Origin of the sequence: Pseudonocardia adelaidensis (assembly GCF_039543345.1) — a bacterium.
GTDB classification, from domain to species: Bacteria; Actinomycetota; Actinomycetes; order Mycobacteriales; family Pseudonocardiaceae; genus Pseudonocardia; species Pseudonocardia adelaidensis.
Map to the genome: position 1 here is coordinate 71,135 of NZ_BAABJO010000007.1, position 23,732 is coordinate 94,866.

General features: G+C 74.7%; 20 protein-coding genes. 5 read left to right on the top strand and 15 right to left on the bottom strand.

Annotated features, from left to right (window positions below):
• Positions 1-28 precede the first annotated feature (28 nt).
• The gene (locus ABEA81_RS10930) at positions 29-208 is read left to right on the top strand and encodes a hypothetical protein (protein WP_345604835.1); all 180 of its coding nucleotides are present in this window, start codon (positions 29-31) and stop codon (positions 206-208) included.
• 6 nt (positions 209-214) lie between these two features.
• Here the strand turns inward: ABEA81_RS10930 and ABEA81_RS10935 are convergent, their stop codons facing one another.
• Positions 215-1,204, bottom strand: a complete 990-nt coding sequence (locus ABEA81_RS10935; protein ID WP_345604836.1) for an ABC transporter substrate-binding protein — start codon at positions 1,202-1,204, stop codon at positions 215-217.
• A 132-nt stretch (positions 1,205-1,336) separates the two neighbouring features.
• On the opposite strand from ABEA81_RS10935, the gene ABEA81_RS10940 reads away from it, so the two are divergent.
• From ABEA81_RS10940 to ABEA81_RS10950, 3 genes are all read left to right on the top strand, one after another.
• Positions 1,337-1,567, top strand: coding sequence for a hypothetical protein (locus tag ABEA81_RS10940; protein ID WP_345604837.1), 231 nt, complete (start codon positions 1,337-1,339; stop codon positions 1,565-1,567).
• Positions 1,568-1,722: 155 nt separating this feature from the next.
• On the top strand, positions 1,723-3,297 hold the full coding sequence (locus tag ABEA81_RS10945; protein ID WP_345604838.1) for a PucR family transcriptional regulator: 1,575 nt from the start codon (positions 1,723-1,725) through the stop codon (positions 3,295-3,297).
• A gap of 279 nt (positions 3,298-3,576) precedes the next feature.
• Positions 3,577-4,110, top strand: a complete 534-nt coding sequence (locus tag ABEA81_RS10950) for a pyridoxamine 5'-phosphate oxidase family protein (protein WP_345604839.1) — start codon at positions 3,577-3,579, stop codon at positions 4,108-4,110.
• An 8-nt stretch (positions 4,111-4,118) separates the two neighbouring features.
• On the opposite strand, the gene ABEA81_RS10955 is transcribed toward ABEA81_RS10950, so the two are convergent.
• From ABEA81_RS10955 to ABEA81_RS11020, 14 genes are all read right to left on the bottom strand, one after another.
• Positions 4,119-5,246 carry an NADH:flavin oxidoreductase gene (locus tag ABEA81_RS10955; RefSeq protein WP_345604840.1) on the bottom strand — a complete coding sequence of 376 codons (1,128 nt, stop codon included), beginning with the start codon at positions 5,244-5,246 and terminating at the stop codon, positions 4,119-4,121.
• Between the two features lie 59 nt (positions 5,247-5,305).
• Entirely contained in the window at positions 5,306-5,965 is a 660-nt protein-coding gene (locus ABEA81_RS10960) for a SanA/YdcF family protein (protein ID WP_345604841.1), read from the bottom strand.
• Positions 5,962-8,013: an NAD(+) synthase gene (locus ABEA81_RS10965; protein WP_345604842.1), complete on the bottom strand. Its 2,052-nt coding sequence runs from the start codon at positions 8,011-8,013 to the stop codon at positions 5,962-5,964. Before ABEA81_RS10965 ends, ABEA81_RS10960 begins: the two co-directional genes overlap by 4 nt.
• A 191-nt stretch (positions 8,014-8,204) precedes the next feature.
• Positions 8,205-10,094, bottom strand: coding sequence for an ABC transporter ATP-binding protein (locus ABEA81_RS10970; protein ID WP_425570522.1), 1,890 nt, complete (start codon positions 10,092-10,094; stop codon positions 8,205-8,207).
• A gap of 216 nt (positions 10,095-10,310) precedes the next feature.
• The gene (locus ABEA81_RS10975; RefSeq protein WP_345604843.1) at positions 10,311-11,297 is read right to left on the bottom strand and encodes a CopD family protein; all 987 of its coding nucleotides are present in this window, start codon (positions 11,295-11,297) and stop codon (positions 10,311-10,313) included.
• A 44-nt stretch (positions 11,298-11,341) separates the two neighbouring features.
• Entirely contained in the window at positions 11,342-13,594 is a 2,253-nt protein-coding gene (locus ABEA81_RS10980; RefSeq protein ID WP_345604844.1) for a DUF1996 domain-containing protein, read from the bottom strand.
• Positions 13,595-13,621: 27 nt separating this feature from the next.
• Positions 13,622-14,965 (bottom strand): ferric reductase-like transmembrane domain-containing protein, encoded by a 1,344-nt coding sequence (locus tag ABEA81_RS10985; protein ID WP_345604845.1) that lies wholly within the window; start codon positions 14,963-14,965, stop codon positions 13,622-13,624.
• Positions 14,966-15,148: 183 nt separating this feature from the next.
• The gene (locus ABEA81_RS10990) at positions 15,149-15,895 is read right to left on the bottom strand and encodes a cupredoxin domain-containing protein (protein WP_345604846.1); all 747 of its coding nucleotides are present in this window, start codon (positions 15,893-15,895) and stop codon (positions 15,149-15,151) included.
• 63 nt (positions 15,896-15,958) lie between these two features.
• A complete protein-coding gene (locus ABEA81_RS10995) occupies positions 15,959-17,170 on the bottom strand; it encodes a MinD/ParA family ATP-binding protein (protein WP_345604847.1) in 1,212 nt (403 codons plus the stop codon).
• On the bottom strand, positions 17,167-17,850 hold the full coding sequence (locus ABEA81_RS11000; RefSeq protein ID WP_345604848.1) for a hypothetical protein: 684 nt from the start codon (positions 17,848-17,850) through the stop codon (positions 17,167-17,169). The genes ABEA81_RS10995 and ABEA81_RS11000 overlap by 4 nt, the downstream gene beginning before the upstream one ends.
• The gene (locus tag ABEA81_RS11005) at positions 17,847-18,551 is read right to left on the bottom strand and encodes a hypothetical protein (RefSeq protein ID WP_345604849.1); all 705 of its coding nucleotides are present in this window, start codon (positions 18,549-18,551) and stop codon (positions 17,847-17,849) included. Before ABEA81_RS11005 ends, ABEA81_RS11000 begins: the two co-directional genes overlap by 4 nt.
• A 116-nt stretch (positions 18,552-18,667) precedes the next feature.
• Positions 18,668-20,464, bottom strand: a complete 1,797-nt coding sequence (locus tag ABEA81_RS11010) for an aldehyde ferredoxin oxidoreductase family protein (protein WP_345604850.1) — start codon at positions 20,462-20,464, stop codon at positions 18,668-18,670.
• Positions 20,465-20,518: 54 nt separating this feature from the next.
• The gene (locus tag ABEA81_RS11015; RefSeq protein WP_345604851.1) at positions 20,519-20,971 is read right to left on the bottom strand and encodes an endonuclease domain-containing protein; all 453 of its coding nucleotides are present in this window, start codon (positions 20,969-20,971) and stop codon (positions 20,519-20,521) included.
• Between the two features lie 530 nt (positions 20,972-21,501).
• Positions 21,502-22,344 (bottom strand): NTP transferase domain-containing protein, encoded by an 843-nt coding sequence (locus ABEA81_RS11020; RefSeq protein ID WP_345604852.1) that lies wholly within the window; start codon positions 22,342-22,344, stop codon positions 21,502-21,504.
• 94 nt (positions 22,345-22,438) lie between these two features.
• Here ABEA81_RS11020 and ABEA81_RS11025 point away from each other — a divergent pair, with 94 nt between their 5' ends.
• Positions 22,439-23,716: an AI-2E family transporter gene (locus ABEA81_RS11025; RefSeq protein ID WP_345604854.1), complete on the top strand. Its 1,278-nt coding sequence runs from the start codon at positions 22,439-22,441 to the stop codon at positions 23,714-23,716.
• Positions 23,717-23,732 lie beyond the last annotated feature (16 nt).

Consider the following 23,732-nt stretch of genomic DNA (forward strand, 5'->3'; position numbering starts at 1 on the left):
CCAGGATCGTCGAGCGTGAGGAGGCGCCGTGAGCGCACCGGATGCGCATCCCGAGCCCGGCCCGGCAGAGCCGGGCTTCGAGCACGACCCCGAGCGGGCCGAGGAGTACGCGGAGGCGGCCGGGACCGACCCGTCCCCGCAGGAGGTCGACACCTACCTGGAGCTCGCGGGCGACGAGCCGCTCGGCGACGGGTCGGGCGCGGACTAGGTTCCGTCAGCCCAGGAAGGCCTGCAGGTCGTCGAGCACGCGGGACGCGCCGATCGGGCCCAGGCCGAGGAACCAGACCTCGTCGTCCACCGGGCGCGCCGTGCCGCGTTGCACGGCGCCGAGGCGGCCCCACAGCTCCCCGCCGACCACCGAGCCCTCTGCGGTGCCCTCCTTCGGGCCGTAGCTCGAGTAGAAGATCCAGTCGCCGTCGGCCTCCGAGATCCGCTCCGGCGAGATCTCGGTGGCCAGCTCGTCGATGTCCTGGTTCGGCGGGCGCGGCAACCCGACGTCGCGCAGCACGACGCCGATCATCGAGAGGTTGCCGTACAGCCGGATGCGTTCGGGCATGAACCGCAGCAGCGAGATCGTCGGCGGCTGGGTGAACCGCGCGCGGATCGCGTCGGCGCGGCGCTGGTACTCGTTCAGCAGCTCCGTGGCCTTGGTCTCCTCACCGAGCGCCGCCCCGGCGAGCAGCAGGTTCTCCTTCCACGGGAACCCGGGCCGGATGCTCAGCACGGTCGGGGCGATCGCGGACAGCTCGTCGTACAGGTCGTCGACCCGCAGCTGGCTGCCGAGTATCAGGTCCGGCTTCAGCGCGGCGATCGCCTCGAGCCGCAGCCCGTCGAGCGAGCCGACGTTCGTGCTGCCCGAAAGCTGCGGCTGCAGGTACGACGGGATGGTGCCGTTCGGGGTGGCCGTCCCGATCGGGACGACGCCCAGCGCGAGCGCCTCGTCGATCTCCCCGGTGTCGAGCACGACGACCCGCTCGGGCTTGCGCTCCAGCCGGGTGGTGCCGCGGGCGTGCGTGACCGTGCGCGGGAAGACGCCCGGGGCGGCGTCGGCCCCGAGCTCGGCGGTGGCCTCGTCGGCCGTGGAGAAGAGCCGGCCGCCGGTGGCCACGTCCGTGTTGCCGGGGCCGGTCGAGCCCGCGTCGGTCGCGCCACCGCAGGCCGCCACCAGGGCGAGGACCAGCGCGCTGGCCGCCATCCACCTCATCGAGCTCTCCCTCTCCAGAATTGAGGAGAGGCTAACTTGCCTCCTACCGGGGGACGCTGTGTGTTCGGCGACAGCCCGTGGGTATGCCCTCGGAGGTCCGACAGTGGGCGAGGACGAGGAGGAACACACGCGATGTCCACGACCGAGACCGGCCAGGTCACCGGCACCAAGGACAAGGACTACAACATCATCTGGTTCACCGAGGCGTGCCTGAGCAACGCCCTGCGGCTCGAGCAGTACGCGCAGGACGCGGAGCGCGACGGCGACAACGAGCTCGCCGAGTTCTTCCGCCGCGCCCAGGGGGAGAGCCGCAAGGGGGCCGAGCAGGGCAAGCAGATGATGGCCCAGCGCATCGGCCGCTGAGCACATCACCACCCGGCCCGTCGACGCTGTCGCGTCGACGGGCCGAGGTCCGTCAGGCCGCCGGGCGCGACCGGCGGCCGGCAGCCAGTACACGAGACCGCGGCGGAGTGGAGGAACGTCTATCAGCTGGTCGCCGGGCTGTATAGATTTCCACCGTGCTCACGCTGCGCGCGCTGCTCGCCGACCCGGCGCTGGAGCTGCGCCTGCTCGTCCCGGGAACGGAGGGGGCGCTCGACGCCGAGGTCGTGTGGGTGCACAACACCGAGCTGGCCGACCCCTCCCGGTACGTGCGGGAGCGCGAGCTCGTGCTGACCAACGGCCTCTGGCTGGACGCTGCGGAGCCGGCGGGCTTCGTCGCCGGTGTCCGGAGGGCGGGCGCCGCCGGGATCGTCTTCGGGCTGCGGACCGAACGCGCGAGCACCCCGGAAGGGCTGGTCGAGGCCTGCCGGTCCGCGGGCCTTCCGCTGCTCGAGATCTCGGTCGAGGTGCCGTTCACGGCGATCACGCGGGCGGCCGCGGCGACCTATGCGGCCGAGCGCCAGGAAGCCCTCGTGGGACTCGTCCGGCGGGGCAACGCACTGGCCGCGGCGATCTCGCACGGGGCGGGCGCGTCCGGGGTGCTCGCGGTGCTGCGCCGCGACCACGACCTGCCGCTCGCCGTCGTCGACCGGATGGGGCGGGTGCTCGGCGCGGCCGGCGCGCAGCTGGACACCGAGCAGGCGGCCACGGCCGCGGGTGCGCTCGCCCGCCGTCCGCGGCCCCTCGAGGTGGACCTCGGCCCCGCGGGCCGGGCCACGATCTACCCGGTCGGCGCGGTCGGTGACGTCGACGCCGCACTGCTCTGCCTGCGCCCCGTCACGGCCCTCGACCGGGTCGAGCGCGACGCGCTGGAGCAGGCGGCGCGGTTCCTCTCGCTGGAGGTCGCGCGCCAGCAGACCGTGCAGGCGATCGAACAGCGGTTCGCCAGCGAGCTGCTGGACATGGTGCTCTCCGGTGCGCCCAGGGCCGCGGAGGTTCCGGGCAGGCTGCGGGCCTTCGGCGTCGACCCCGACGCGCCGCTCGCCGTGTGCGCCGTCGCCTTCCGGTCGGGCGATCCGACGCTGCCCGGTGTGGTCGAGGCGATCACGGACTTCTTCCTCGCCGAGAGCCTCCCCGCCCTCGTCGCGGGCGGGAGCCAGGACGTCGTGGCGGTGCTGCCGTGGCGCCGCCCGCAGGCCGACCTGTCGGCGCTCGCCCGCCGGCTCGTCGCCGCGCTGGCCGCGCGCTTCCCCACCCGCGAACCGGTGGCGGGGATCGGCGGCACCGCCCCCGACGCGGCGGAGCTGCGCAGGCCGCTGGCACAGGCCCGCGAGGCGGTGCGGGTGCTGCGCGCCCGGCGCGGCGGCCCGGACGTCACCACGTTCGCCGAGCTCGGCGGCTACCGGCTCCTGCTGGGGCTGCAGGAGCCCGGGCAGCTGCAGCGGTTCGCCGACACCGTGCTCGGCCCGTTGCGCGAGCACGACCGCCGCCGCGGCGGGGAGCTGGAGGCCACCCTGCGGGCCTTCCTCGACCACGACGGTCACTGGGGCGCCACCGCCGAGGCTCTCTACGTGCACGTCAACACGTTGCGCAACCGCCTGGCGCGCGTCGCGGAGCTCACGGGCCGCGACGTGAGCCGCACGGCTGACCGGGTGGACCTCTTCCTGGCCCTGGAGGCGGCTGGCGATCCGTCAAGGAAGGTCGGTGCGTAGATCGGCGGCCGGCGACGGGGATCCTGATCTCCAACAGCGACCATCTGCCCTTGGTCACCGCCGCTCGGGGCCGGTTTCGGAGGAACTGCCGCCCGGGGTCGATTCGGCCCCATTCGGAGCCGCGGGCCATCGGCAGCCGCGGTCGCCGGTCGGCCACCGGCACTAGGCACCCGGACGCGCACCGCCCGGCCGGTGCCGCCGGGCACATCGGTCCGCCTGCCGAGGAGATCCCATCGAACCTCCACAAGAACTGTCAGGTTTTGCCGTCACACTGGTCGGGTGTACGAGACCGAAACCGAACTCCAGGACCTGCAGACCCTTCTCGACGCCTCCCTCGGACGGTCCACCGCCCACCTGCGCTCGATCATCACCGGGGAGCGCAGCCTGACCGCGGCGCAGCTGGCGCGGGTGCTCACGGGCATGTGCGTCCTCGTGCTGTCCACGGTCACGGCCAAGGGCGAGCCCCGGGTCAGCGCCGTCGACGGCCACCTCCTGCACGGCCGCTGGGTGTTCGGCACGGCCCGCGGCGCGGCGAAGGCACGGCACCTGAGCGTGCGGCCCGCGGCGAGCGTCGCGCACCTGCGCGGGGAGGATCTCGGCGTGTTCGTCCACGGCGTCGCCGAGGAGCTCAACCCGGTCGACGGGCCGCCGGCCCCGGACTGGCCGGAGGTCCACCGGTATCTCCACGGGTTCTACGGGGACAACTCGTTCGACTGGTCCGACGTCGTCTTCTACCGCGTGAGGCCGTCGTGGATGGCGGTCTACGCCAGCCGGCCGGACCAGCTGCTCGGCGGCTCGGAGCGAGCGTCGTAGGCCGGTCCTCACCGGGCGGCTCGGGCCGACCGCCAGCGCCGGGCGTTGTCGAGGGTCACGCTCGGGGAGAGCATCGCGCGGTCGAACGGCTCGAGCGGTGCCCCAGCGGCCAGCCGGCGCGGCAGGTCGGGGTTCGCGAGTGCCCCCCGGGCCACGCTGAGCAGGTCGGCGTGGCCGTCGGCGAGCACCCGCTCGGCCTGCTGCGGGTCGTGCATGCCGCCGTTGGCGATCACCGGCAGCCCGGTCGTGCCGCGGGCCAGCGCGGTGGTCGTGCTCCCGCCGTCGAGCAGCGCGGCCTCCAGGAACGCCCGGCCCTCGCTCGCGATGTGCAGGTAGTCGGCCCGTGCGTCCGCGAGCGCCGCGTAGATGACCTCCGCCTCGCGCCGGCCGCCCGGCCAGCGGTACTCGAAGTCGTTGACCTTCGTCTGCGAGAGCCGGACGCCGACCAGGAACTCGGACCCGACCGCGGCACGGACGGCGCCCGTCACCTCGGCGGCGAGCCGCACCCGGTTGGCGGGGGAACCGCCGTAGGCGTCGGTGCGCAGGTTCGTGTACCCGGTGAGGAACTGGTCGAGCAGGTAGCCGTTCGCGGCGTGGATCTCGACGCCGTCGAACCCCGCCTCGCGGGCGCGCACCGCGGCGGAGGCGAAGCCCTCGACGATGCGTTCCAGGTCGCGGACGGTGAGCTCGGCCGGCACCGGCCACGGTCCGTTCCCGCCGTACTCCGGCATCATCTCCCCACGCGGCTGGACCGGGGACGGACCGACCGTGCCGGCGCGGTGCGGGTTGCCCTGCGACAGCGCGCCGGCGTGCATCAGCTGCGCGATCACCACCGCACCCGCGGCACGCGTCCGCCGGGTGATCGTCCGCCACCCTGCGACGTGCGCGTCGGTGACGAGGCCGGGCTGGTTCAGGTAGCCCTGGCTGTGCTCGGCGTCCGGGTGGACGCCCTCGGTGATGATCAGCCCGAACCCGCCGTCGGCGAACGCGCCGTAGTAGTCGGCCATGTCCGGGGTCGGGACGCCGTCCGGCGTCGCCGAGACCCGGGTCATCGGGGAGACCGCCAGCCGGTTGCGCAGGGCGTGGACGCCGAGCCGGGCCGGGGCGAGTGCGGGATGCGTGGTCGCGGTGGTCACGCGCTCCAGTCAAGCGGCGGCGCGGCCGGCCGACGACGGACGAACCTCCAGTGCCCCCGTCAGGTGGTGGAGGAACGTCCAGTTGCCCGGGGAACGCGCACGGCCTCGGCGAGCGTGCTCGTCGGCTCTCCCCCGTGCTGCGGCGGCCTGCGGAAGATCGTGTCGCCGAGCGCCTTGACCGCAGCCGGGATCTCCCGCAGCCACCCGTAGACCGTGGCGGTGCGCCGCGCGCCCAGGCTCGCATCGCCCACGCCGATGGCGTCGATGCCGGCGGCGGCGCAGAGGACCACCGCCCGCGGCAGGTGGAACTCCTGCGTGACGACGATCGCCGAGCGCACGCCGTACACCTCGCGCGCCCGCACGCACGAGTCCCAGGTGCGGACGCCCGCGTCGTCGCAGACGATCTTGGCGTCGGGCACGCCCGCGGCGAGCAGGTACGTGCGCATCGCCGCGGGCTCGTCGTCCGCGCCGCTCACCAGCACCGCGTCCACCGTGCCGCGGTGGTAGAGGTCGGCCGCGATGTCCAGCCGCCGGGCCAGCAGCAGGGTCGGCCGCCCGTCCGCGCGCAGGCCGGCGCCCAGCACGAGTGCGACGGGCCGTGCCTGCGCCCGTTCCACGGTGGTCCGCCTGCCGCCGGTGGACGCGGCGAACCACGCCAGCGGCGTGGCGACGAGCACCGGCGCCAGCAGCGCCGCGAGGCCCCAGCTCTTCCGGCTCACCCGTCCCACTCTGCCGGGACCTCCCGGTGGATCTCGTCGAGCCAGATGCGGGCCGACATGTCCGACGGCGCCCGCCAGTCGCCGCGCGGCGAGAGCGACCCGCCCGCCGACACCTTCGGGCCGTTCGGCAACGCGGACCGCTTGAACTGGCTGAAGCCGTAGAAGCGCTGCGCGAACACCTCCAGCCAGTGCTTGATCTCGGCCAGCGTGTACGCGGGTCGCTCGTCCTCGGGAAAGCCGGCCGGCCAGTCGCCGTGCCGCGAGTCGTGCCACGCGTGCCAGGCGAGGAAGGCGATCTTCGAGGGGCGGAAGCCGTAGCGCAGGACCTGGAACAGCGAGAAGTCCTGCAGGGAGTACGGCCCGACCTTCGCCTCGCTGCTCTGCACCTCCTCGTCCTCGCCGGTGGGCACCAGCTCGGGAGTGATCTCGGTGTCGAGGACGTCGGTGAGCACCGCGTTCACGTGTTCGTCGAACTGCTTCGACGAGACCACCCAGCGGATGAGGTGCTGGATCAGCGTCTTCGGCACCCCGCCGTTGACGTTGTAGTGCGACATCTGGTCGCCCACGCCGTAGGTCGACCAGCCCAGCGCCAGCTCGGAGAGGTCGCCCGTGCCCAGCACGATCCCGCCGCGCTGGTTGGCCGCCCGGAACAGGTAGTCGGTGCGCAGCCCGGCCTGGACGTTCTCGAACGTCACGTCGTACACCGGCTCGCCCTGCGAGAACGGGTGCTCCAGGTTCTTCAGCATCAGCCGAGCGGTCTCGGTGATGTCCAGCTCCTCGAACGTGATCCCGAGCGCCTCGGCGAGCCTGGTGGCGTTGCCCTTGGTGCGCGTGCCGGTGGCGAACCCGGGCAGCGTGAACCCGAGGATGTCGCTGCGCGGGCGGCCCTCCCGGTCCATCGCCTTCGCCGCGACGATCAGCGCGTGCGTGGAGTCCAGCCCGCCGGACACACCGATCACGACCTTCGGCCGCCCGATCGCCCGCATCCGCTGCTCCAGCCCGGAGACCTGGATGCTGTATGCCTCGTAGCAGTCCTGCTCGAGCCGGGACTCGTCGGACGGCACGAACGGGAACCGCTCGACCTCCCGGTGGAAGCCGATGTCGCCGCCGGGCGGCTCCAGCCGGAACTCGACCCGCCGGAAGGCGTCGACGCGGGCGGCGTGGTGGCGGCGGTTGTCGTCGAACGTGCCCATCCGCGCCCGCTCGGCCCGCAACAGGTCCAGGTCCACGTCGGCCACCGATCGCCGAGGCCCCTTCGGGAACCGCTCGGTGTCGGCGAGCAGCAGCCCGTTCTCCCAGATCATCGTCTGGCCGTCCCAGGACAGGTCCGTGGTGGACTCGCCCTCGCCCGCCGCCGCGTAGACGTATGCGGCCAGGCAGCGCGACGACGCCGACCGCGCGTACAGGCACCGGTCCTCGGCGCGGCCCACGGTGATCGGGCTGCCGGAGATGTTGGCGAGCACCGTCGCGCCGGCGAGCGCGGCCTCCGCGCTGGGTGGGATCGGGACCCACATGTCCTCGCACACCTCGACGTGCAGCACGAACCCCGGCACGTCCTCGGCCGCGAACAGCAGGTCCGGCCCGAACGGCACCTCCGCGTCGCCGATCCGCAGCGTGCCGCGCACGTCGTCGCCCGGCGCCATCTGCCGCCGCTCGTAGAACTCCCGGTACGTCGGCAGGTACGACTTCGGCGCCACCCCGAGCACCCGCCCGCGGTGGATGACGACCGCGGTGTTGTAGACCCGGTGCCGGTACCTGAGCGGTGCCCCGACGACGAGCACCGGGAGCAGGTCGGCCGAGCCCGCCACCACCTGCTGCACGGCCTCCTCGACGGCGTCGAGCAGGGTGTCCTGCATCAGGACGTCCTCGATCGAGTACCCGGAGAGGGCGAGCTCCGGGAAGACCGCGAGCCCGACCCCGTCGTCATGGCACTCCCGGGCCAGCTGCAGCACGGCGTCCGCGTTCGCTGCGGGTTGGGCGATCGAGGTGCTGATGGTGCAGGCGGAGACACGGAGGAACCCGTGCCGGTAGGGGGAGCGGAAGTCCACGCCTCGAGTCTGCCGGAGGCCGATCACCCGTGCAGCGTGCCGTTCGTCGCCACGCCGCGCACGCCGGGTGACTCCGGAAATGGTCCGGGAGCGACAGATCGAGCCTACTTCCGCCCCCACCACCACCGGCGACCATCGCGCGAACATTCCCGCCCGGCCGAGACCCCTCAGCTCGGCCGGGCGGCCTCCGGTCAGCTGCCGGCCAGCGCGACCGGGGTCGGGGTGGCGGGCTGGTCGAACTGCGTGTGGTGCAGCTCGGCGTAGCGGCCGCCGCGCGCGAGGAGTTCGGTGTGGGTGCCGCGTTCGACGATGCGGCCGGCCTCGAGGACCAGGATCTGGTCGGCGGCGCGGATGGTGGAGAGGCGGTGGGCGATCACGATCGCCGTGCGGCCCTCCAGCGCCTCGCCGAGCGCCTCCTGCACCGCGGCCTCGGATGTGGAGTCGAGGTGGGCGGTGGCCTCGTCGAGCACCACGACCCGCGGCTTGGCGAGCAGCAGGCGGGCGATCGTCAACCGCTGGCGCTCGCCGCCGGACAGGCGGTAGCCGCGCTCGCCCACGATCGTGTCGAGGCCGTCGGGGAGGGAGGCGACGAGCTCGCCCAGCCGGGCGCGCTCCAGCGCGTCCCAGATCTCCGCATCGCTCGCCCCCGGGGCGGCGAGCAGCAGGTTGGCGCGGATCGACTCGTGGAACAGGTGCCCGTCCTGCGTGACGAGCCCCAGCGCCCCGCGGATCGAGTCGAACGACAGGTCGCGCACGTCGACCCCGCCGAGCTCGATCGAGCCCGAGTCGACGTCGTAGAGCCGGGGGAGCAGCTGCGCGATCGTGGACTTGCCCGCGCCCGACGACCCGACCAGCGCGATCATCTGGCCCGGCTCGGCCCGGAACGAGACGTCGTGCAGCACCTGCTCGCCGCCGCGCGTGTCGAGGCGGGCGACCTCCTCCAGCGACGCGAGCGACACCTTGTCGGCGGACGGGTAGGCGAAGCGGACCGCGCCGAACTCGACCGCCAGCGGGCCGTCGGGGAGCGGCACCGGGTGCTCCGGCTCGGCGACCAGCGGCGGCAGGTCGAGCACCTCGAACACGCGCTCGAAGCTCACCAGCGCGCTCATCACCTCGACCCGGGCGCTGGCGAGGGCCGTGAGCGGCGCGTACAGCCGGGTGAGCAGCAGCGCGAGCGCCACGACGTCGCCCGAGGTGACGCCGCCGGACAGCGCCATCCAGCCGCCCACGCCGTAGACGAGCGCGAGCGCCAGCGCGGACACGAGTGTGAGCGCCGAGACGAACACCCACTGCACCATGGCGGTGCGCACGCCGATGTCGCGGACACGCGCAGCGCGGGTGACGAACTCGCGCGTCTCCTCTGCGGGGCGGCCGAACAGCTTGATGAGCGTGGCGCCCGGCGCCGAGAAGCGCTCGGTCATCTGCGTGCCCATCGCGGCGTTGTGGTCGGCCGCCTCCCGCTCGAGCGAGGCGAGCCTGCGGCCCATCCGCCGCGCCGGCAGCACGAACAGCGGCAGCAGGACGAGCGCGAGCACCGTGACCTGCCACGACAGGCTGAGCATCACGCCGAGCGTGAGCGCGAGCTGGACCAGGTTGCCGACCACCCCGGACAGCGTGTCGCTGAAGGCCCGCTGCGCCCCGATGACGTCGTTGTTGAGGCGGCTCACCAGCGCACCGGTGCGGGTGCGGGTGAAGAACGCGACGGGCTGGCGCTGGACGTGGTCGAACACGGCGGCCCGCAGGTCGAGGATGAGCCCCTCACCGAGCGACGCGGACAGCCAGCGCTGGAGGATGCCACCGCCCGCCTCGGCGACGGCGATCACGGCGATCAGGACGGCGAGCCACACGACCACACCGAGCGGACCCCCGGCGTTGATCGTGTCGAACACCCGCCCCGCGAGGACGGGAGTGGCCACCGCGAGCGCCGCACCGATGACGCTGACCAGCACGAACGCCGTGATGCGCCGGCGGTGGGGCCGGGCGAAGGCCGCGATCCGGCGGAGCGTGGCCATCGAGAACGGCCGTCTCTCCTCCTGGGCGTGGGCGGCCTGGTACATCGACTGCCACGCCACCATCTCCATGCTCACGTGCTGCTCCTGTCCGTCGCCGTCCGGCCCGCCGCCAGTACGACCGCTCCGGCCGGTGGAACTCATCGGTCGGGCGCGGTCAGTGTGGCGAAGGGGTCCGACAGTTCTCGTCGGATCTCGCCACGGGGCGGTCGCGAGCGACGGTAGGAGTTGAAGTCAGGTACAGGTCAAGGGCGCTGGTCCACCGGGACGGTCCGCGCGCGGGAGGGGTCAGTGGGCGCTGCCCGTCTGCGTCAGGGCGGCGGCCAGGCCGACGGCCACGGCCATGAGCGTGACCTCGTGCCCGGCCCAGAGCAGCAGCGGCATCCGGCTCGCGGCCAGCCGGCGGCGGGTGAGCCAGCCGAGCCACCCGATCACGCCCAGCGCCGCGGTCTTCGCCACCAGCAGCTGGCCGGTGCCGGTGGCGAGGTAGAGCTGTACGGCGGCCTCCCACCGGACGTGCGCCAGCGCGGGCGGCAGCCGCACGGCGGCGGTGAGCACGCCCGTGGTCGCCACGGCGGCGATGCACACCGCGGCGAGCCGGGAGAAGCGGGGCAACACGGCGACGAGCAGGCCGCGCCGGGGCGCGACCAGCACGAGGATCGTGCCCAGACCCCCGACCCACGCGGCCGCGGCCGCCACGTGGATCCCGACGCCGACGACGGCGACCAGCTGGTAGGTGTGCGCCGCGCCCGCGTGGCCCGTGACGGCCGGCGTGATCACCGCGAAGAGGGCGGCGGCGAGCACCACCCGCGCCGGCACGAGCGCGGGCCTGCGCACGCGGACGACGGCGCAGCCGACGACGACCGTGGTGGCGCACGCGACGAGCAGCATGCCCTGGCCCGCGCCGAGCCGGGTGGCCCATGTGGCCAGCTCGTCCGGTGCGACCGCGGTGACCGGGCGGGCGAACGCGGCGGCGGCGCCGAAGACGATCGCGAACAGGACGGCCACCAGCCACGCGCCCGCGGCGGCGAGCGCGGCCCGCCCCGTCCGGGCGAGCACCGGCGCCGCCCTGCGGTCCCCGGGCGGGAGGAGGACCTCGAGCAGCGCGAGGCCGACGACCGCCACGCCCGCCACGTCCATCGCCGTGCGGCTCACCGTGACGCCGATCGCCGTGGCGCCGGGCAGCAGGCCGTCGGCGGCCGCGGCCAGCAGCACACCTGCGGCGGTGGCGCCCGCCGCGGCCCCGGCCCACCCGCCGACCGGCCCGACGGGCACCCACGGGCGGGTGGGCGCGGCGGTGTCGCGGGTTGGGACACGGCCTAGCACTGCAGCCCCTCGTTCAGGCACTCGACGACCGCGTCCATCAGCTCGTCGGGCATGCCGTTGACGAAGTCGCCGTGGTCGGTGGCCGGGTGGTGCTGCTGGTCGGGGAAGCTGTCGAGCGCGAAGTTGCGGCCCCCCGGCTGGTCGTAGGCGAGGATCATCCGCAGCTGCGGCACCGCGACCGAGTCCCGCGGGCACGCGCCCGTGTCCTCGTCGGCGAACGCGATGTGCGAGCGGTGGTCCTCCGAGTCCAGGTTCTCGCCGTCCCAGCAGGACGGGAAGTCGAGCACCCGCAGCAACCGGCTGCCCTGCGGGCACAGCGGGTACTGGGTGGTGGCCCGGTCCTCGAAGCCCCGGCACGTCCACTGGGCGTGGACGTTGTCCGCCCCGTTGGTGACGGCCTTGGCGTCCCCGGTGATCACGCGCAGCAGCTGGGGCATGGGCGAGACGGGCCCGGTCGGGTTGCCGAGGAACTGCATGACGACCTGTGCGGGTTCGATGATCTCCCCGACGTTGCCGTCCAGGCCGCCGCCGTCGTCGTTGTCGTCCGCACCGACCTTCGACGTGTCCCGCAGCACGGGCCAGAAGAACGTGGAGCGGTTGTCCAGCTCGCACGTCGTCTCCGACGCCAGCAGGTCGCCGGCGTCCGTGGACGCGTCCGTCGCGACGCTGCCGAGGTAGTCGTGCATGTGCTGGGCGCCGTTGACGGCACCGGGGTTGGCGATCCAGTTGTCGGAGTTGCGCAGCGCCGGGTCCGGCTCGCCGCACTCGGACACGAAGCTGCCGGTGGAGGCGTTGGCGTCCGGGGTGGGGTCGGCGACGACCGCGCTGACCTCACCGATGTCGGCGAAGTCGGCGAGTGCGGGCGGGGCGGCGTTCTCGCGGCCGGGGAAGGCGTCCGCGTCGGCGTTCTCGTCCTCGTTCTGGTCCTGGTTCTTGTTCTTGTTCTGGTCCTGGTCCTCGTCGGCCTGGCGGGCGGCGAGCGCCTGGCTGAGCGCCTCCCGGGCGTCGCCGCCGTCCTCGCCCCCCGCGCCGCCACCGGCCTCGGCGCGGTCGTCGTCCCGGTCCTTCCCCTCGTCCCGCTTCCCCCCGTCGTCATCGTCGGACGGGTCGTCCTCGGTGGCGGCGACCAGGGCGAGGACGTGGTCGGGAACGGGGTCGAGGGCCGCGAAGCCCGCGGCGACGGCCGTGGACGTCGAGGACCGGGACGGCGTCGACACGGCGCCCTCCAGCACCGGGGGCAGCGCCAGCACGCCGATCACGAGCAGGCCGAACACGGCGGGCCCGCCCGGCCTGCGCCTGCCATCCGGCCGCCGCCGTGGCGGTTGCGGGCGTGGCGGCGCAGGCGGCCGTGGCGGCGCGGGGAACGGGCGCGCCGGAGGATAGGCGGGTGTGGTGCTGGCGCCGGCGGGGCGGGTGCGGGAGCGGTCACGCAACACCATGTCGAGCAGAGCCCCGCCGCCGAGCACGGCGACGAACGCGAGCCCGGCGGCGAGCCACGAGGACAGCGAGGCGTCGCGCACCGAGGTGAGCACGCCGTCGAACGTCCCGCCCGCCTGGTTCGCGACCGGCGTGGGCACCGGTGCCGCACCGCCGGCCCCGGCCGCGAGGGGCGCAGCCGGAGCCGGCACCGCCGCGGGAGCGGGCGGCTGGGGAAGCGCCTCGAAGTCGACCAGGCCGGTGCTCTCGAGGTACTCGTGGTGGCGGGTGACGAACTGGGCGGACGTGGTGGCGAACTGGCGGACCAGCTCGTTCCGGGTACCCGAGCGCACCTGGGCGATGATCGGGAGCACCGTGCCGTGCGCCTGGCGCAGCAGGTTGACCGCGGTGCGGTCGTAGTCGGCGCCGGTCTGCGCTGAGATCTGCTCCATCCACCCCTGCTGCTGCGCCGACGGCTGGCTGGGCAGGGTGACCCCGAGCTGGTCGGCGGTCTGGCGGACGATCGCGTCGAGCTCGGCGTGCTCGGTGGAGATACGCCTTCCCACGTCCCGCACCACCTCGTTGGTGGCCCGCTGCTCCATCTGCTGGCCGGTCGGGCCCTCCCACAGCCCGGCCTGGCGCACCTTCACCACCAGGTCGACGTCGGACGCGGAGAGCGGGCCGAACGCGGTACGGGTGGCGGTGCCCGGCTGCTGGGTGGCCGCGGCACCACCGCCGCTGCTCCCCGAGCTGAACACCGCGATCGTCACGATGACGCCCAGTACGACCGCGCCGCCCCAGCGCGCGGCCCTCGAGACAGGTGATCGCACAACCGGTGTCCTTCGCGTCGAGAACCGTTAGAACTGCTCTGAGTGGATGCGGTGCTCCGGAACGCCGAGCTCCAGCAGGCTGTGGGTCACGGTGGTGACGAAGCCGGGTGAACCGCAGACGAAGTAGTCGAGGGCCGAGCGCTCGCCGGGGTGGGGCAGCACCGCGCGCAGCAGCGGGGTGCCGACGTCGCCCGCGGCGCCCGTCCAGCCCGGCGGGGGCCTGCGCAGGACCTCGACGACCGTGAGGTCGAGCCGCCGCGCCAGCTGCCCGAGCTCGTGCCGGAACAGCAGCTCGTGCGCTTCCCCCGCGGCCTGCACCATGAGCAGCGGGCGCGGGTCGTGGCGGTCGGCGAGCGTGCGCACCATGGAGAGCATCGGCGTGATGCCCAGGCCCGCCGCGATCATGGCGACGCCCGAGGCGGGCTGGGGGATCAGGTCGAGGCTGCACGACCCGTACGGCCCGTCGACCCACACCGGTGTGCCGGGCGGCAGGTTCCGCAGCACGGTGCCGAAGTCGCCGGTGGAGCGCACCGTGAACGCGCACCCGCCGCCCGCCGCCGACGAGGCGATCGTGAAGGGGTGTTCCTCTCCGCCGCTGCGGCCCAGGCGCAGCCAGGCGAACTGGCCCGGGGCGAACCGCAGCGGTGTGCCGCGCGGGTGCAGCACCAGCGTGCAGACGCTGTCGGAGTCGTGGCGGACCTCCCGCACGACGTGCTCGCTGGAGCGCCGCGCCGCGAGCGCGCGGTGGACCGTGCCCGCGACGAGCGCCGCGGCCAGCGCCACCAGCACCCACCGCATCACGGGGTCAGCCAGCAGCTGCCCGACGAGCTGGACGTGCAACGCCGACAGCGCGACCGCGGCCACGCTCAGCACCAGGTGCGCCCAGCGCCAGAGCTCGTACTCCTGGCGCACCCGCCGCCGCAGCACGCCGAGGGCGATCACGGCCGCGAGCGCGACGGTGGCCGCGGTGGCGGCCCTGGCCCGCGGCGGGGCGTGGACCCAGGTGAGCAGGCCGAGGTTGCCGGGGTCGGCCGCGATCACGACGGCGATGTGCAGCACCACGCTCCCCGCGGCCAGCACGCCCATGCTCCGGTGGGCCGACAGCAGCGCCGTGATCCCGGCCGCCCGCGACAGCGTGCGCAGCCGGCAGACGAGCACGAACGTGCAGACGAACGCCGAGAGCGCGAAGAGGCCGGTGAGGTCGGTGAGCACCGCCCACAGCGGTGCCGCGCCGCCCGCGCCGACGCGGACGGCGAGCGGTGCCAGCATCACGACGGCGAGACCGACGAACCACCGCCGCACCAGCCGCGCGGAGCCCCGCGCAGCCGCGACCGAGCCGGGCCCGGCCTGCACCTCGAGCGAGCTGGTCACCGCGCCTCACCCCGGTGGCGGCTGTGGCTCCGGCGGAGCGAACGGCACTGCGGCGCGCTGGGAGGGTCCTGAACGACTCCGGCGGTAGCGAGCGCCTGGGCGTCGCGCAGTGGGCCCGAGTTGTCCAGGGCGCTCCTGGGTGCGAGCGAGCGTGCCGCTCGCCCGCCCCGGCCCGGCGTTGCGTCAGTAGCCATTGGAGGAGCCGCCCATGCCGTCGCGGCCCGGCGCCATGGTCGCGTGCTGCCGGGAGCTGTCGTTGCCGCCGGACGACCGCGACCGGCCCTGCTCGCCGCCGCCGCCCTCGACGATCAGCGTGCCGGTCATCTCGGGGTGCAGGGTGCAGCTGAACTCGTAGCGCCCCGGCGTGGTCGGCGCGGTGATGGTGGCCGTGTCGCCCTGCTTCAGGTCGGGTGTCTCGAAGCTCCCGTCGGCGGCCGTGACGTTGTGCGTGGCCGCGTCGGTGTTCACGACCTCGACCTTCGTCCCCGGCGCGACGGTCAGCGGCTGCCCGAACGCGAAGCTCGCGATCGTGATCTTGGCGTCGCCGGACCGCCCGTCGGATGCCGGTTCGGACTGCGTGCAGTCGTTCGCCCCCCCGTTACCGCTGTTCCGGCCGGAGTCGGACTTCTCCTGCCCGCCGGCGCAGTCGGACTTGTCGGCCCCGTCGGCGAGCTCGTCGGCGGAGACGCCGAGTGCGTCGAGCAGGCCCTGCAGGGCGCCGATGACCTCGTCGCGATCGGCCTCCATCGCCCCGGCACCGCCGTTCGCGTCCTCGGGAGGGCCGCCGTCGGAGGCCAGCACCGCCTCGGACGACGCGACCGGCGCGGGCGCGGCGTCCGGTGCCGCCGGGCCGTGCTCGCCGGTGACCATGACGAGGAACACCACGGCGGCGGCGAGCGCGGCCGCAGCGATCCACCTCCGGCTCTTCATCGGATCCATCGGTATCGCCGTCCTCGTACGTCGGTTCGTTGCTGCTGGGTCGTCGGGGTGGGGTCAGCCGGAGTCGGGCACCGGCATCGCGAACGGGGGCGCCGGTGCCGTCGCGGCCGGGGCACCGAACCCGTCCGCGACGTGCGCGGCGAGGAGGTACCAGGCGTCGCGCGTCGGGCCCCGCCAGAGAGTGGGGTCTATGCGGCCGCCCGTGGCCAGGTGCGGGTCGGGTGGGATGTCGACCACCGCGCGGCAGCGGGTGGCGAAGTGGGACCGGATGAGGGCGCGGTCCACGTCCGGGCTGTGCCGGTCGCCGCAGAGCACGACGACCGACTGCTCGGCGGCCACCCGGTAGCCCTCGTCCGTCAGGAAGGACAGGGTGCGGCTGGCCCGGTTGGCGCCGTCGACGGTGGGCGAGCCGACGACCACGAGGCTGTCGGCGGTGGCGAGCGTGGCCTCCATCGCCGAGTGCACCATGCCGGTGCCCGAGTCGGTGATGATCACGTTGTAGAAGCGTTCGAGCAGCGAGGTGACGTCCAGGTACTCCTCCGCGCTGAAGGCCTCGCCCATCGCGGGCTCCTGCTCGCTGCCCAGCACGTGCAACCGGCCCGCGCTGCGCGTGTACCGCGTGAGCTCGGCGACCGACGTCAGGTTGGGCATGTCCTCGTAGAGGTCGCGCACGGTGGGCCCGCCGGGACCGGTGAGGCGTTCGGACAGCGTGCCGGCGTCGGGGTTGGCGTCGAGCGCCACGACGCGGTCGCCGCGCAGCTCGGCCAGCACCAGCCCCAGGCACGCGGCCACGGTGGTCTTCCCGACCCCGCCCTTGACGGAGACGACGGCGACCCGGTGCGGCGCGGGCAGGGGGCGCCGGATGCGGTGGACCAGCTCCACCCGCGCGGCCTCGTGCGGGCTCTGCCCCGGGTTGATGCGGCCGCCGGAGGCCGCGTACAGGGCGAGGCGCCACCCCTCGGTCGGGGTGGCCCGCTGGTGCCGGACCAGCGACTCGTCGGTGAGCACCGCGGCGCTGGCGACGTCGATGTCGGTGGTGGGGAGGAACTCCGTCGACGGCTGGTACGGCTGGGCGGGGGCGAGCCGGCTCCAGTCGGGGACGACGGGACCCGGGGGGATCACCGGGATCTCCTCGGTGGGCGGGTCGTCGCCGTCGTGGTAGGGCCGGTCGTACGCGGGTGGCCGCCACCATCCCCGGCCGCCCGCCTCGCCGAACGGCGGGTCGGCGGGGAAGCCGGGGTGGTACCCGTGGGATTGCACGCTCACGGCGGCACCACCCCGCCCTGTGGATCGGGCAGCGGCGGCACCACGATGACCGCGCCGATGTCGACCCGCCACTGACCGGTGAGCTCCCGCACCGGGACGAGCAGCTCGTACCAGTAGGAGTCGAGACCCACCCATCCCGGGTCCGTCGGCGCGGGCGCGGCGGCCGGGTACGGGAGCACGTCGGTGCTCTGCCGCACGCAGACCGGCTCCCGGGTGAGCCTGCGGAACGGTGTGACCCGGACCCGGACGTGGACCAGCAGGCGGTCCTCCGCCAGCGCGATGACCGCGCCCGGCAGGGCCAGTTCGCCCCGCTGGCGGCCGCTGCCCGGCCATCCGGCGGCCGCGAGCCGCTCCTCCCGCACCGGTGGGACGACGTACGGCGCGAGCGCGCGGCCCCGCCGCTCGGGGTCGCTCTCGTCCCAGGACAGGAAGTCGACGCCGAACGCCGCGGCCAGCGCTCCCGCGTCGGCGCGCCGGGCCGGGAGGGCCGCGGGCGGCGGGGCGGTGGCGTGCGGGTGGCCGACGGAGGCGAGGTCGGTGCGGGGCCGGTCGGTGGCCCCGCCCGGCGGGGGCGCCGGACGCAGGTGCGGCGGGGCAGGCGGCTCCGCGATCCGGGGGCGGGCCCGCCGGGCCACCGGAGGGCGGCGCCACGCCCGGGGCGCTCCGCTCTCGCCACTCATCCGGCCGTCCGCTCGCCACGCTCGAGCGCCGCGGCGATGCCGGAGCCGCCGCGCTCCACGGGGGCGCTCGGCCGGCCGGAGCGCGCCGAGCCGCTGGAGGAGAGGACGTCGTCGAGGTCGCTCGAGCGGTTCGCGCCGCTCGCTGCGCCCCTGCCGTCCTCGAGGCTGCCGTCCTCGAGCCCGTCGTCCTCGATCCCGGCGTCCTGCTGCCGCCCGCGGTCGGCGCAGTCCGGCACGTCCTCGGCGCGGCTGCGGTCGAGCCGGTCGTCGGTGCCCATCCGGTTCCGGTCGAGCGCGTCGGCGCGCATCCGGTCGTCGCGCATCCGGTCGTCGGTGCGCGCCGCCGCGGCCTGCTGGCCCGACCCGGCCGTGACGCTCGCCTCGAAGCCGGCGGCGGCGAGCGCGGCGGCGAGGCGGCGGGACGTGGGGTCGTCGCTCTCGGCCACCACGTCGGCGAGCTCCTGGGCCAGTTCCTCGGCGAGCGCCGACGAGGCCGCGGCCCCGTCCTGCCCCCGGTCGAGGCCGGCGTCGGAGCCGGCCCGCAGCCGGGCCGGCGCCTGGGCGCCGGACCGGTCCTCGCCGGGAGCGGCGATGCAGCGGGCGGCGGACGCCGTGACGTCCGGGAGCGCGCCGAGGGGAGCCGGGCCGGCGGCGGTTCCTGCCGCCGTCAGCAGTGCGATGACGAAGCTGCCTGCATCCATTCCGCTGGCCTCACAACTGGGGAGTGACTTCTCTTGTCCGGTGCGGAACCGTGGCAGCCCGGGAAGTCACCCGTGGGCGAACGCGGAAAAACGTGTGCAGGTGTGAACGGTGGCCGTCAGAGCAGCAGGTCGGCGAGGTCCGCCGGGGCCGGCCGGCCATCGGCGTCCAGGCCACGGCCCGCGTAGTAGCCGCTGACCATCGTGCGGAGCCGCTCCGCGGTGAGCGTGGCCGTGCGACCGGACCCCAGCTGCAGCGGGGTGTCGAGCATCCGGCGGGGCAGCACGTCGTCGTCGGTGGTGGCGCCTTCGCGGGCGTTGAACTCGCGTTTGGCCAGCACGATCCGCCGGGCCGTCGCGCGCAGCTCGTCGGCCGTGACCTCCCAGCCGGTGACGGGCCGCAGGAGAGCCGCCCACTCGTCGAACGGCTCGGTGAACACCCCGCGCAAGAACTTGCAGAGGATCATCGAGTCCATGACGGCGGCGCGGTCCTCGGTGCCGATCGCGGCGGCGACGTGGGCCGGCCCGCCGGAGAGGCGGTCGAGGTCGCCGGAGAGGTCGGCCTCGTAGGCGCCGGAGCGGTTGTGGTCGGCGCCGCGGGCGTTGACGGCGAGGCCGAGCGCCATCGACTGCAGCGAGCGCGGCTCGTAACCGGGCAGCTCCAGGCCCTTGACCTGCGGCGCGAAGTCGATCGAGCCGTGCCCGACCAGCTCGGCCGCCGCCCGGGAGCCGAGCGCGAGCAGCTCGCCGATGCCGGGCTCGCGGGCCCCTATCAGGTCCAGGGCGCGCAGCAGCGCGGCACCGTCGCCGAACGTCAGCCACGGGGCGTCGATCAGCCCGCGCTCGACGCACTCCATCGCCCACGCGATGGTGCCCCCCGCCGAGATCGTGTCGATGCCCAGCTCGTCGCAGCGGGCGCTGGCGGCGAACACGTCGTCCGGGTCGGACACCCCGCAGAGCGGCCCGAGCGCGAACACGTTCTCGTACTCCATGCGCTGGGACCCGCCGCCCTTGCGCGAGTAGATGTGCTCGCAGCCGATCGAGCAGGACGCGCAGCTGTTGCGGGCGACGCCGCGCAGCTCGTGCAGCTCCTCGGCGGCGAGCCTGGGGGCGTCGGCGAAGGTGGCCGCGGTGAAGTTGCGCGTCGGGAGCGTGGAGACGGCGTTGAACGCGAGCAGGTTGGCGAGGGTGCCGAGCTCGCGGTACTTCGCCGTGGCGGGGCCGAAGCTGCGCTGCCGCAGGTCCTTGGCCGCCGCGAGCACGGCGGCCGGGTCGGCCACCTCGACCTTCGTGCCCGCCCGCACGAGCACGGCCTTGAGGTTCTTCGCCCCGAGCACGGCCCCGAGCCCGCCGCGACCGGCGTGCCGGCCGTCGTGGCTGATGGTGGCGTAGCGGACACCCCGCTCGCCCGCGGAGCCGATCGCCGCCGTGCGCCAGCCGCGGCCGAACCGCTCCTTCACCGCCGACTCCGCCGCGGCCGCGGACGTCCCGGCCAGCTCGGGTGCCGGTTCGAGCCGGACGCCGTCCGCGTCGACCAGCAGGACCGACAGCTCCGCTGCCCGCCCGCGGACGACGATCGCGTCGTGGCCGGTGAGCTTGCCCGCGATCGCGAACTGGGACGACGCCAGCGCGTCGGTGAGCAGCCCGGTGAGGGGCGACTTCGCCAGCACCGCGAACTTCGCGCTCGTCGTCAGCGGGGTACCGACGAGCGGGGAGAAGACGAACGCCAGCGGCGCCTCGGCGGCCAGCGGGTCGACCCGGGCGGGTGCGAGGCGGTGCAGCAGCCACGTGCCGAGCCCGACCCCGCCTAGGTAGGCGCGCAGCACGCGGTCGGGCAGCTCGAGCACCCCGCCGGTGGCCGACGTGCCGGAGACGTCGACGACCAGCGCGCGCCCGGAGTAGCCGCCTGCCGTCATGGTGCCGACTGTATGCGCATCCGCGCGACGATGCTGTGATCAGCGGATTGTCGATCATGCGGCCATGGCGAGGGTCTCCCGGATCTCGGCGACCGCGTGATCGGGCTGCGCGTTCAGCCCGTGCCAGGTGAAGCGCAGCAGGTCCCAGCCGCAGCGGGCCAGGTAGTTGCCCTTGCGGCGGTCGTTGCGGAACCTGTCGGGGTCGACGTGGTAGGCCCAGCCGTCGACCTCGATCGCCAGCCGGTGCGCCGGGAAGGCCAGATCGATCGCGTATGGGCCGAGTCGATGGCCGAGTACCCAGCCGTCGATGCCGGCGTCGCGGAGCAGCCGGACGAGCAGGCGTTCCGCGGCGGAGTCGGCGCGGTCGGCGGCGGCCACGAGGAGCCGGCCGGCCGCGGAGGCGCCGGTGCGGCCCATGTTGCGGCAGAAGCTGCGGTACAGGGCGGGGAAGCAGATGTGTCGGTGCAGGGCGCGGTCGAGGAAGGTGGAGCCGTCCGGCAGGGCCACGGCGGTCTCGAGGGCGGCGAACGGCGGTGCGGCCAGGCGGATGCCGTCGAGCTCCTGGACGTCGGAGTCGTACAGGTCGCGGCGGCGTAGCCGGATGCCGGGCCGGGGCCGTGGGCTGGTGTGGACGGACGGAGAGCTCGACGATCGCGGGTGCGTGCTCGAGCATGTGGTGCCGGTGTGCGGCGGCCGGCCCGGTGATCACGCCGAACGGGCCTCCCCACAGCCATGCGGCGCGGATTCGGGCCTCCGGCGTGAGGTGGTGGCCGCCGAGCAGGTAGATGCCGGGGTGCAGCCGGGACCAGCGTCCCTGCTGGGCGCGGCGTTGCACGGTGTCCGGGGACATCCCGGCGGCGACGGCCTGGGCGAGGGAGACCACGCCGGCCTGGCGGGCCACCAGCCGGTCGAAGGACACGCCGGGCATCTGGGCCGTTCCCGGGCCCGGCCGTGGCGGTTCGCGGAACTCGGCGGCCGTGATCGACACTTCCGTGACATGGACCGCGGGCCTGCGGCTCATGTCACGAACGTGCCGATCAACCCCCCGCGTCCGCCGACAGGAAGGCGACCGAGTCGCCCGCGACCAGCGGGGTCTCGGGATCGCGGGTGATCTGGTCGCCGTTCAGCGCGGCGACGACGTGCCGGTCGAGCTCCAGCCCGACCCCGGCGGCCGCGGCCGCGAGCGTGGCGGCGCGCACCGAGCCGGGGACCGCGCCGCCGCGGCGGGCCAGCGCCCCGAACCGCTGGACCGTGACCTCGGGGGCGGGCCGCTCCCGTGCCGCGCGGTAGTCGGCGGGCTCGTTCACGTTCACGACCGAGTCCAGGTCCGGGTCGAGGCCGCGCAGCAGCGGGTCGGCGAGGAGCTCGGCGTCGTCGGTGTGGTGGGTGCGGCAGCGCTCGAACAGCTGCCCGAGCTTGAGCTGCCGGTCCTCGGCCATCCGCGCGAGCACGGGCGCGAGCGTCGTGCGGTAGGCGGCGGCGAGCGGCTGGCGGTGGCCGCGGGCGTGCGGGAGGACGGCGTCCCCGTCGAGCAGCCCGAGCACCCGCCGGATGTAGGCGGGGTGCAGGAAGGGCAGGTCGGTCGAGCAGACGAACGCCGCGTCGGCCCGGTCGGCGACCGCCGCGAGCCCGACGGCGATCCCCTGCACCGGGCCCAGCCCCTCGACCGGGTCGGCCACGAGCTCGACGGCGTCCGGGAGCGGCGGCAGCGGCTGCGCGGGCGCGCGGACCACGACGACCGGCCCGTCCACGGCGCGGGCGAGCACCCCGGTGGCCCGGCGCAGCAGGGTGGAGCCGTGCCACTCCAGCGCGGCCTTGGGCGCGCCCATCCGGGACGAGCGTCCCCCGGCGAGCACGATGCCGGCTGTTCGGGGCGTCATCACCCGGGCGATCGTAGACACGGCCGACGAGGGGCGTCGGTGTCTGGGAGCCTAGGGCCGGGAACCCGGTCGGCGGGGAACGGAGGAGAGGGCCGTGACGAGGAGCGACGCCCCGGAGCGGGGCCGCGGCACCGCCATCGGCGAGGGCATCACGTGGACCGCCCGGTGGAGCCTGCGGCTGATCCTCGTCGCGGGCGGCGTCGTGCTGGCCTGGCTGCTGATCGGGGCGCTCTGGTCGATCGTGATGCCGACGGTGCTGGCGGTGATCGTCGCCACCGTCCTCTGGCCGCCCACCGCGTGGTTGCGCCGCCGCGGCTTCCCGCCCGCGCTCGCGGCGGCCACCGTGCTGCTCGCCGGCATGGTGGTGCTCGCCGGGCTGGTCACGCTCATCACGACCTCCGTGGTCGGCAGCGTCCCCGAGATCGGCACGAACGCCACCCGCGGCATCCAGGCCATCCAGCAGTGGCTGTCCGGGCCTCCCCTCAACCTCGCGCAGAGCCAGCTGGACGCGGCCCTGCAGACGGCCACCGGGCAGCTGCAGCAGAGCGTCTCCACGATCACCGGCAGCGTGCTCACCGGCGTCGGCAGCGTCGCGTCCGGTGTGGTCACCGCACTGCTGACGCTCGTGCTCACCTTCCTCTTCGTGAAGGACGGGCCGCGGTTCCTTCCGTGGCTGCTGGCGTTCGCGGGCGACGGGGCCGGTGGGCACCTGGTCGAGGTGCTGCGCCGCATCTGGACCACGCTGGGCGACTTCATCCGCGTGCAGGCCTTCGTGGCGTTCATCGACGGCGTGCTCATCGGGGCGGGGCTGGTCGTGCTCGGCGTGCCGCTCGCGATCCCGCTCGCGGTGCTCACGTTCCTCGGCGGGTTCATCCCGATCGTCGGCGCGCTGGTCGCCGGGGCGCTGTCGGTGCTCGTGGCGCTGGTCAGCAACGGGTTCACCACCGCGCTGATCGTGCTGGCGATCATCGTGCTCGTCCAGCAGCTCGAGGGCAACGTGTTGCAGCCCTACCTGCAGGGCCGCAGCCTGCGGTTGCACGCCGCCGTGGTGCTGCTCGCCGTCACCGCGGGCAGCACGCTCTACGGCATCGCGGGCGCGTTCCTGTCGGTGCCGGTGGTGGCCGCGGCGTCCGTCGTCGTGCGCTACCTGGGGGAGCGGGTCGACGCCCGCGCGAGCGGTGGCCCGTCGCCGCAGGTGGACCCCCCGCTGGAGACCGTGCAGGTGGTCGCCGGGCTCCCCGGCGCACCCACCCCGGACCCGACCGTGCCCGATCCCGACGTGCCCGACCCCGGCCCGGGCCCCGACGTTCCCGACGCCGACGTCCCCGAGATGCGCGACCGGGAGGCGCGTCCCGGCCGGGGCGGGAGCTGAGGCATGGGGGAGGATG

What these genes read in the sequence shown, in the direction of transcription:
- ABEA81_RS10940 (WP_345604837.1), top strand. Translation starts at nt 1,337, where the DNA reads ATGTCCACGACCGAGACCGGCCAGGTCACCGGCACCAAGGACAAGGAC.
- ABEA81_RS10970 (WP_425570522.1), bottom strand. Translation starts at nt 10,094, where the DNA reads ATGGAGATGGTGGCGTGGCAGTCGATGTACCAGGCCGCCCACGCCCAG.
- ABEA81_RS10990 (WP_345604846.1), bottom strand. Translation starts at nt 15,895, where the DNA reads ATGAAGAGCCGGAGGTGGATCGCTGCGGCCGCGCTCGCCGCCGCCGTG.
- ABEA81_RS11000 (WP_345604848.1), bottom strand. Translation starts at nt 17,850, where the DNA reads ATGAGTGGCGAGAGCGGAGCGCCCCGGGCGTGGCGCCGCCCTCCGGTG.
- ABEA81_RS10935 (WP_345604836.1), bottom strand. Translation starts at nt 1,204, where the DNA reads ATGAGGTGGATGGCGGCCAGCGCGCTGGTCCTCGCCCTGGTGGCGGCC.
- ABEA81_RS11020 (WP_345604852.1), bottom strand. Translation starts at nt 22,344, where the DNA reads ATGACGCCCCGAACAGCCGGCATCGTGCTCGCCGGGGGACGCTCGTCC.
- ABEA81_RS11010 (WP_345604850.1), bottom strand. Translation starts at nt 20,464, where the DNA reads ATGACGGCAGGCGGCTACTCCGGGCGCGCGCTGGTCGTCGACGTCTCC.
- ABEA81_RS11005 (WP_345604849.1), bottom strand. Translation starts at nt 18,551, where the DNA reads ATGGATGCAGGCAGCTTCGTCATCGCACTGCTGACGGCGGCAGGAACC.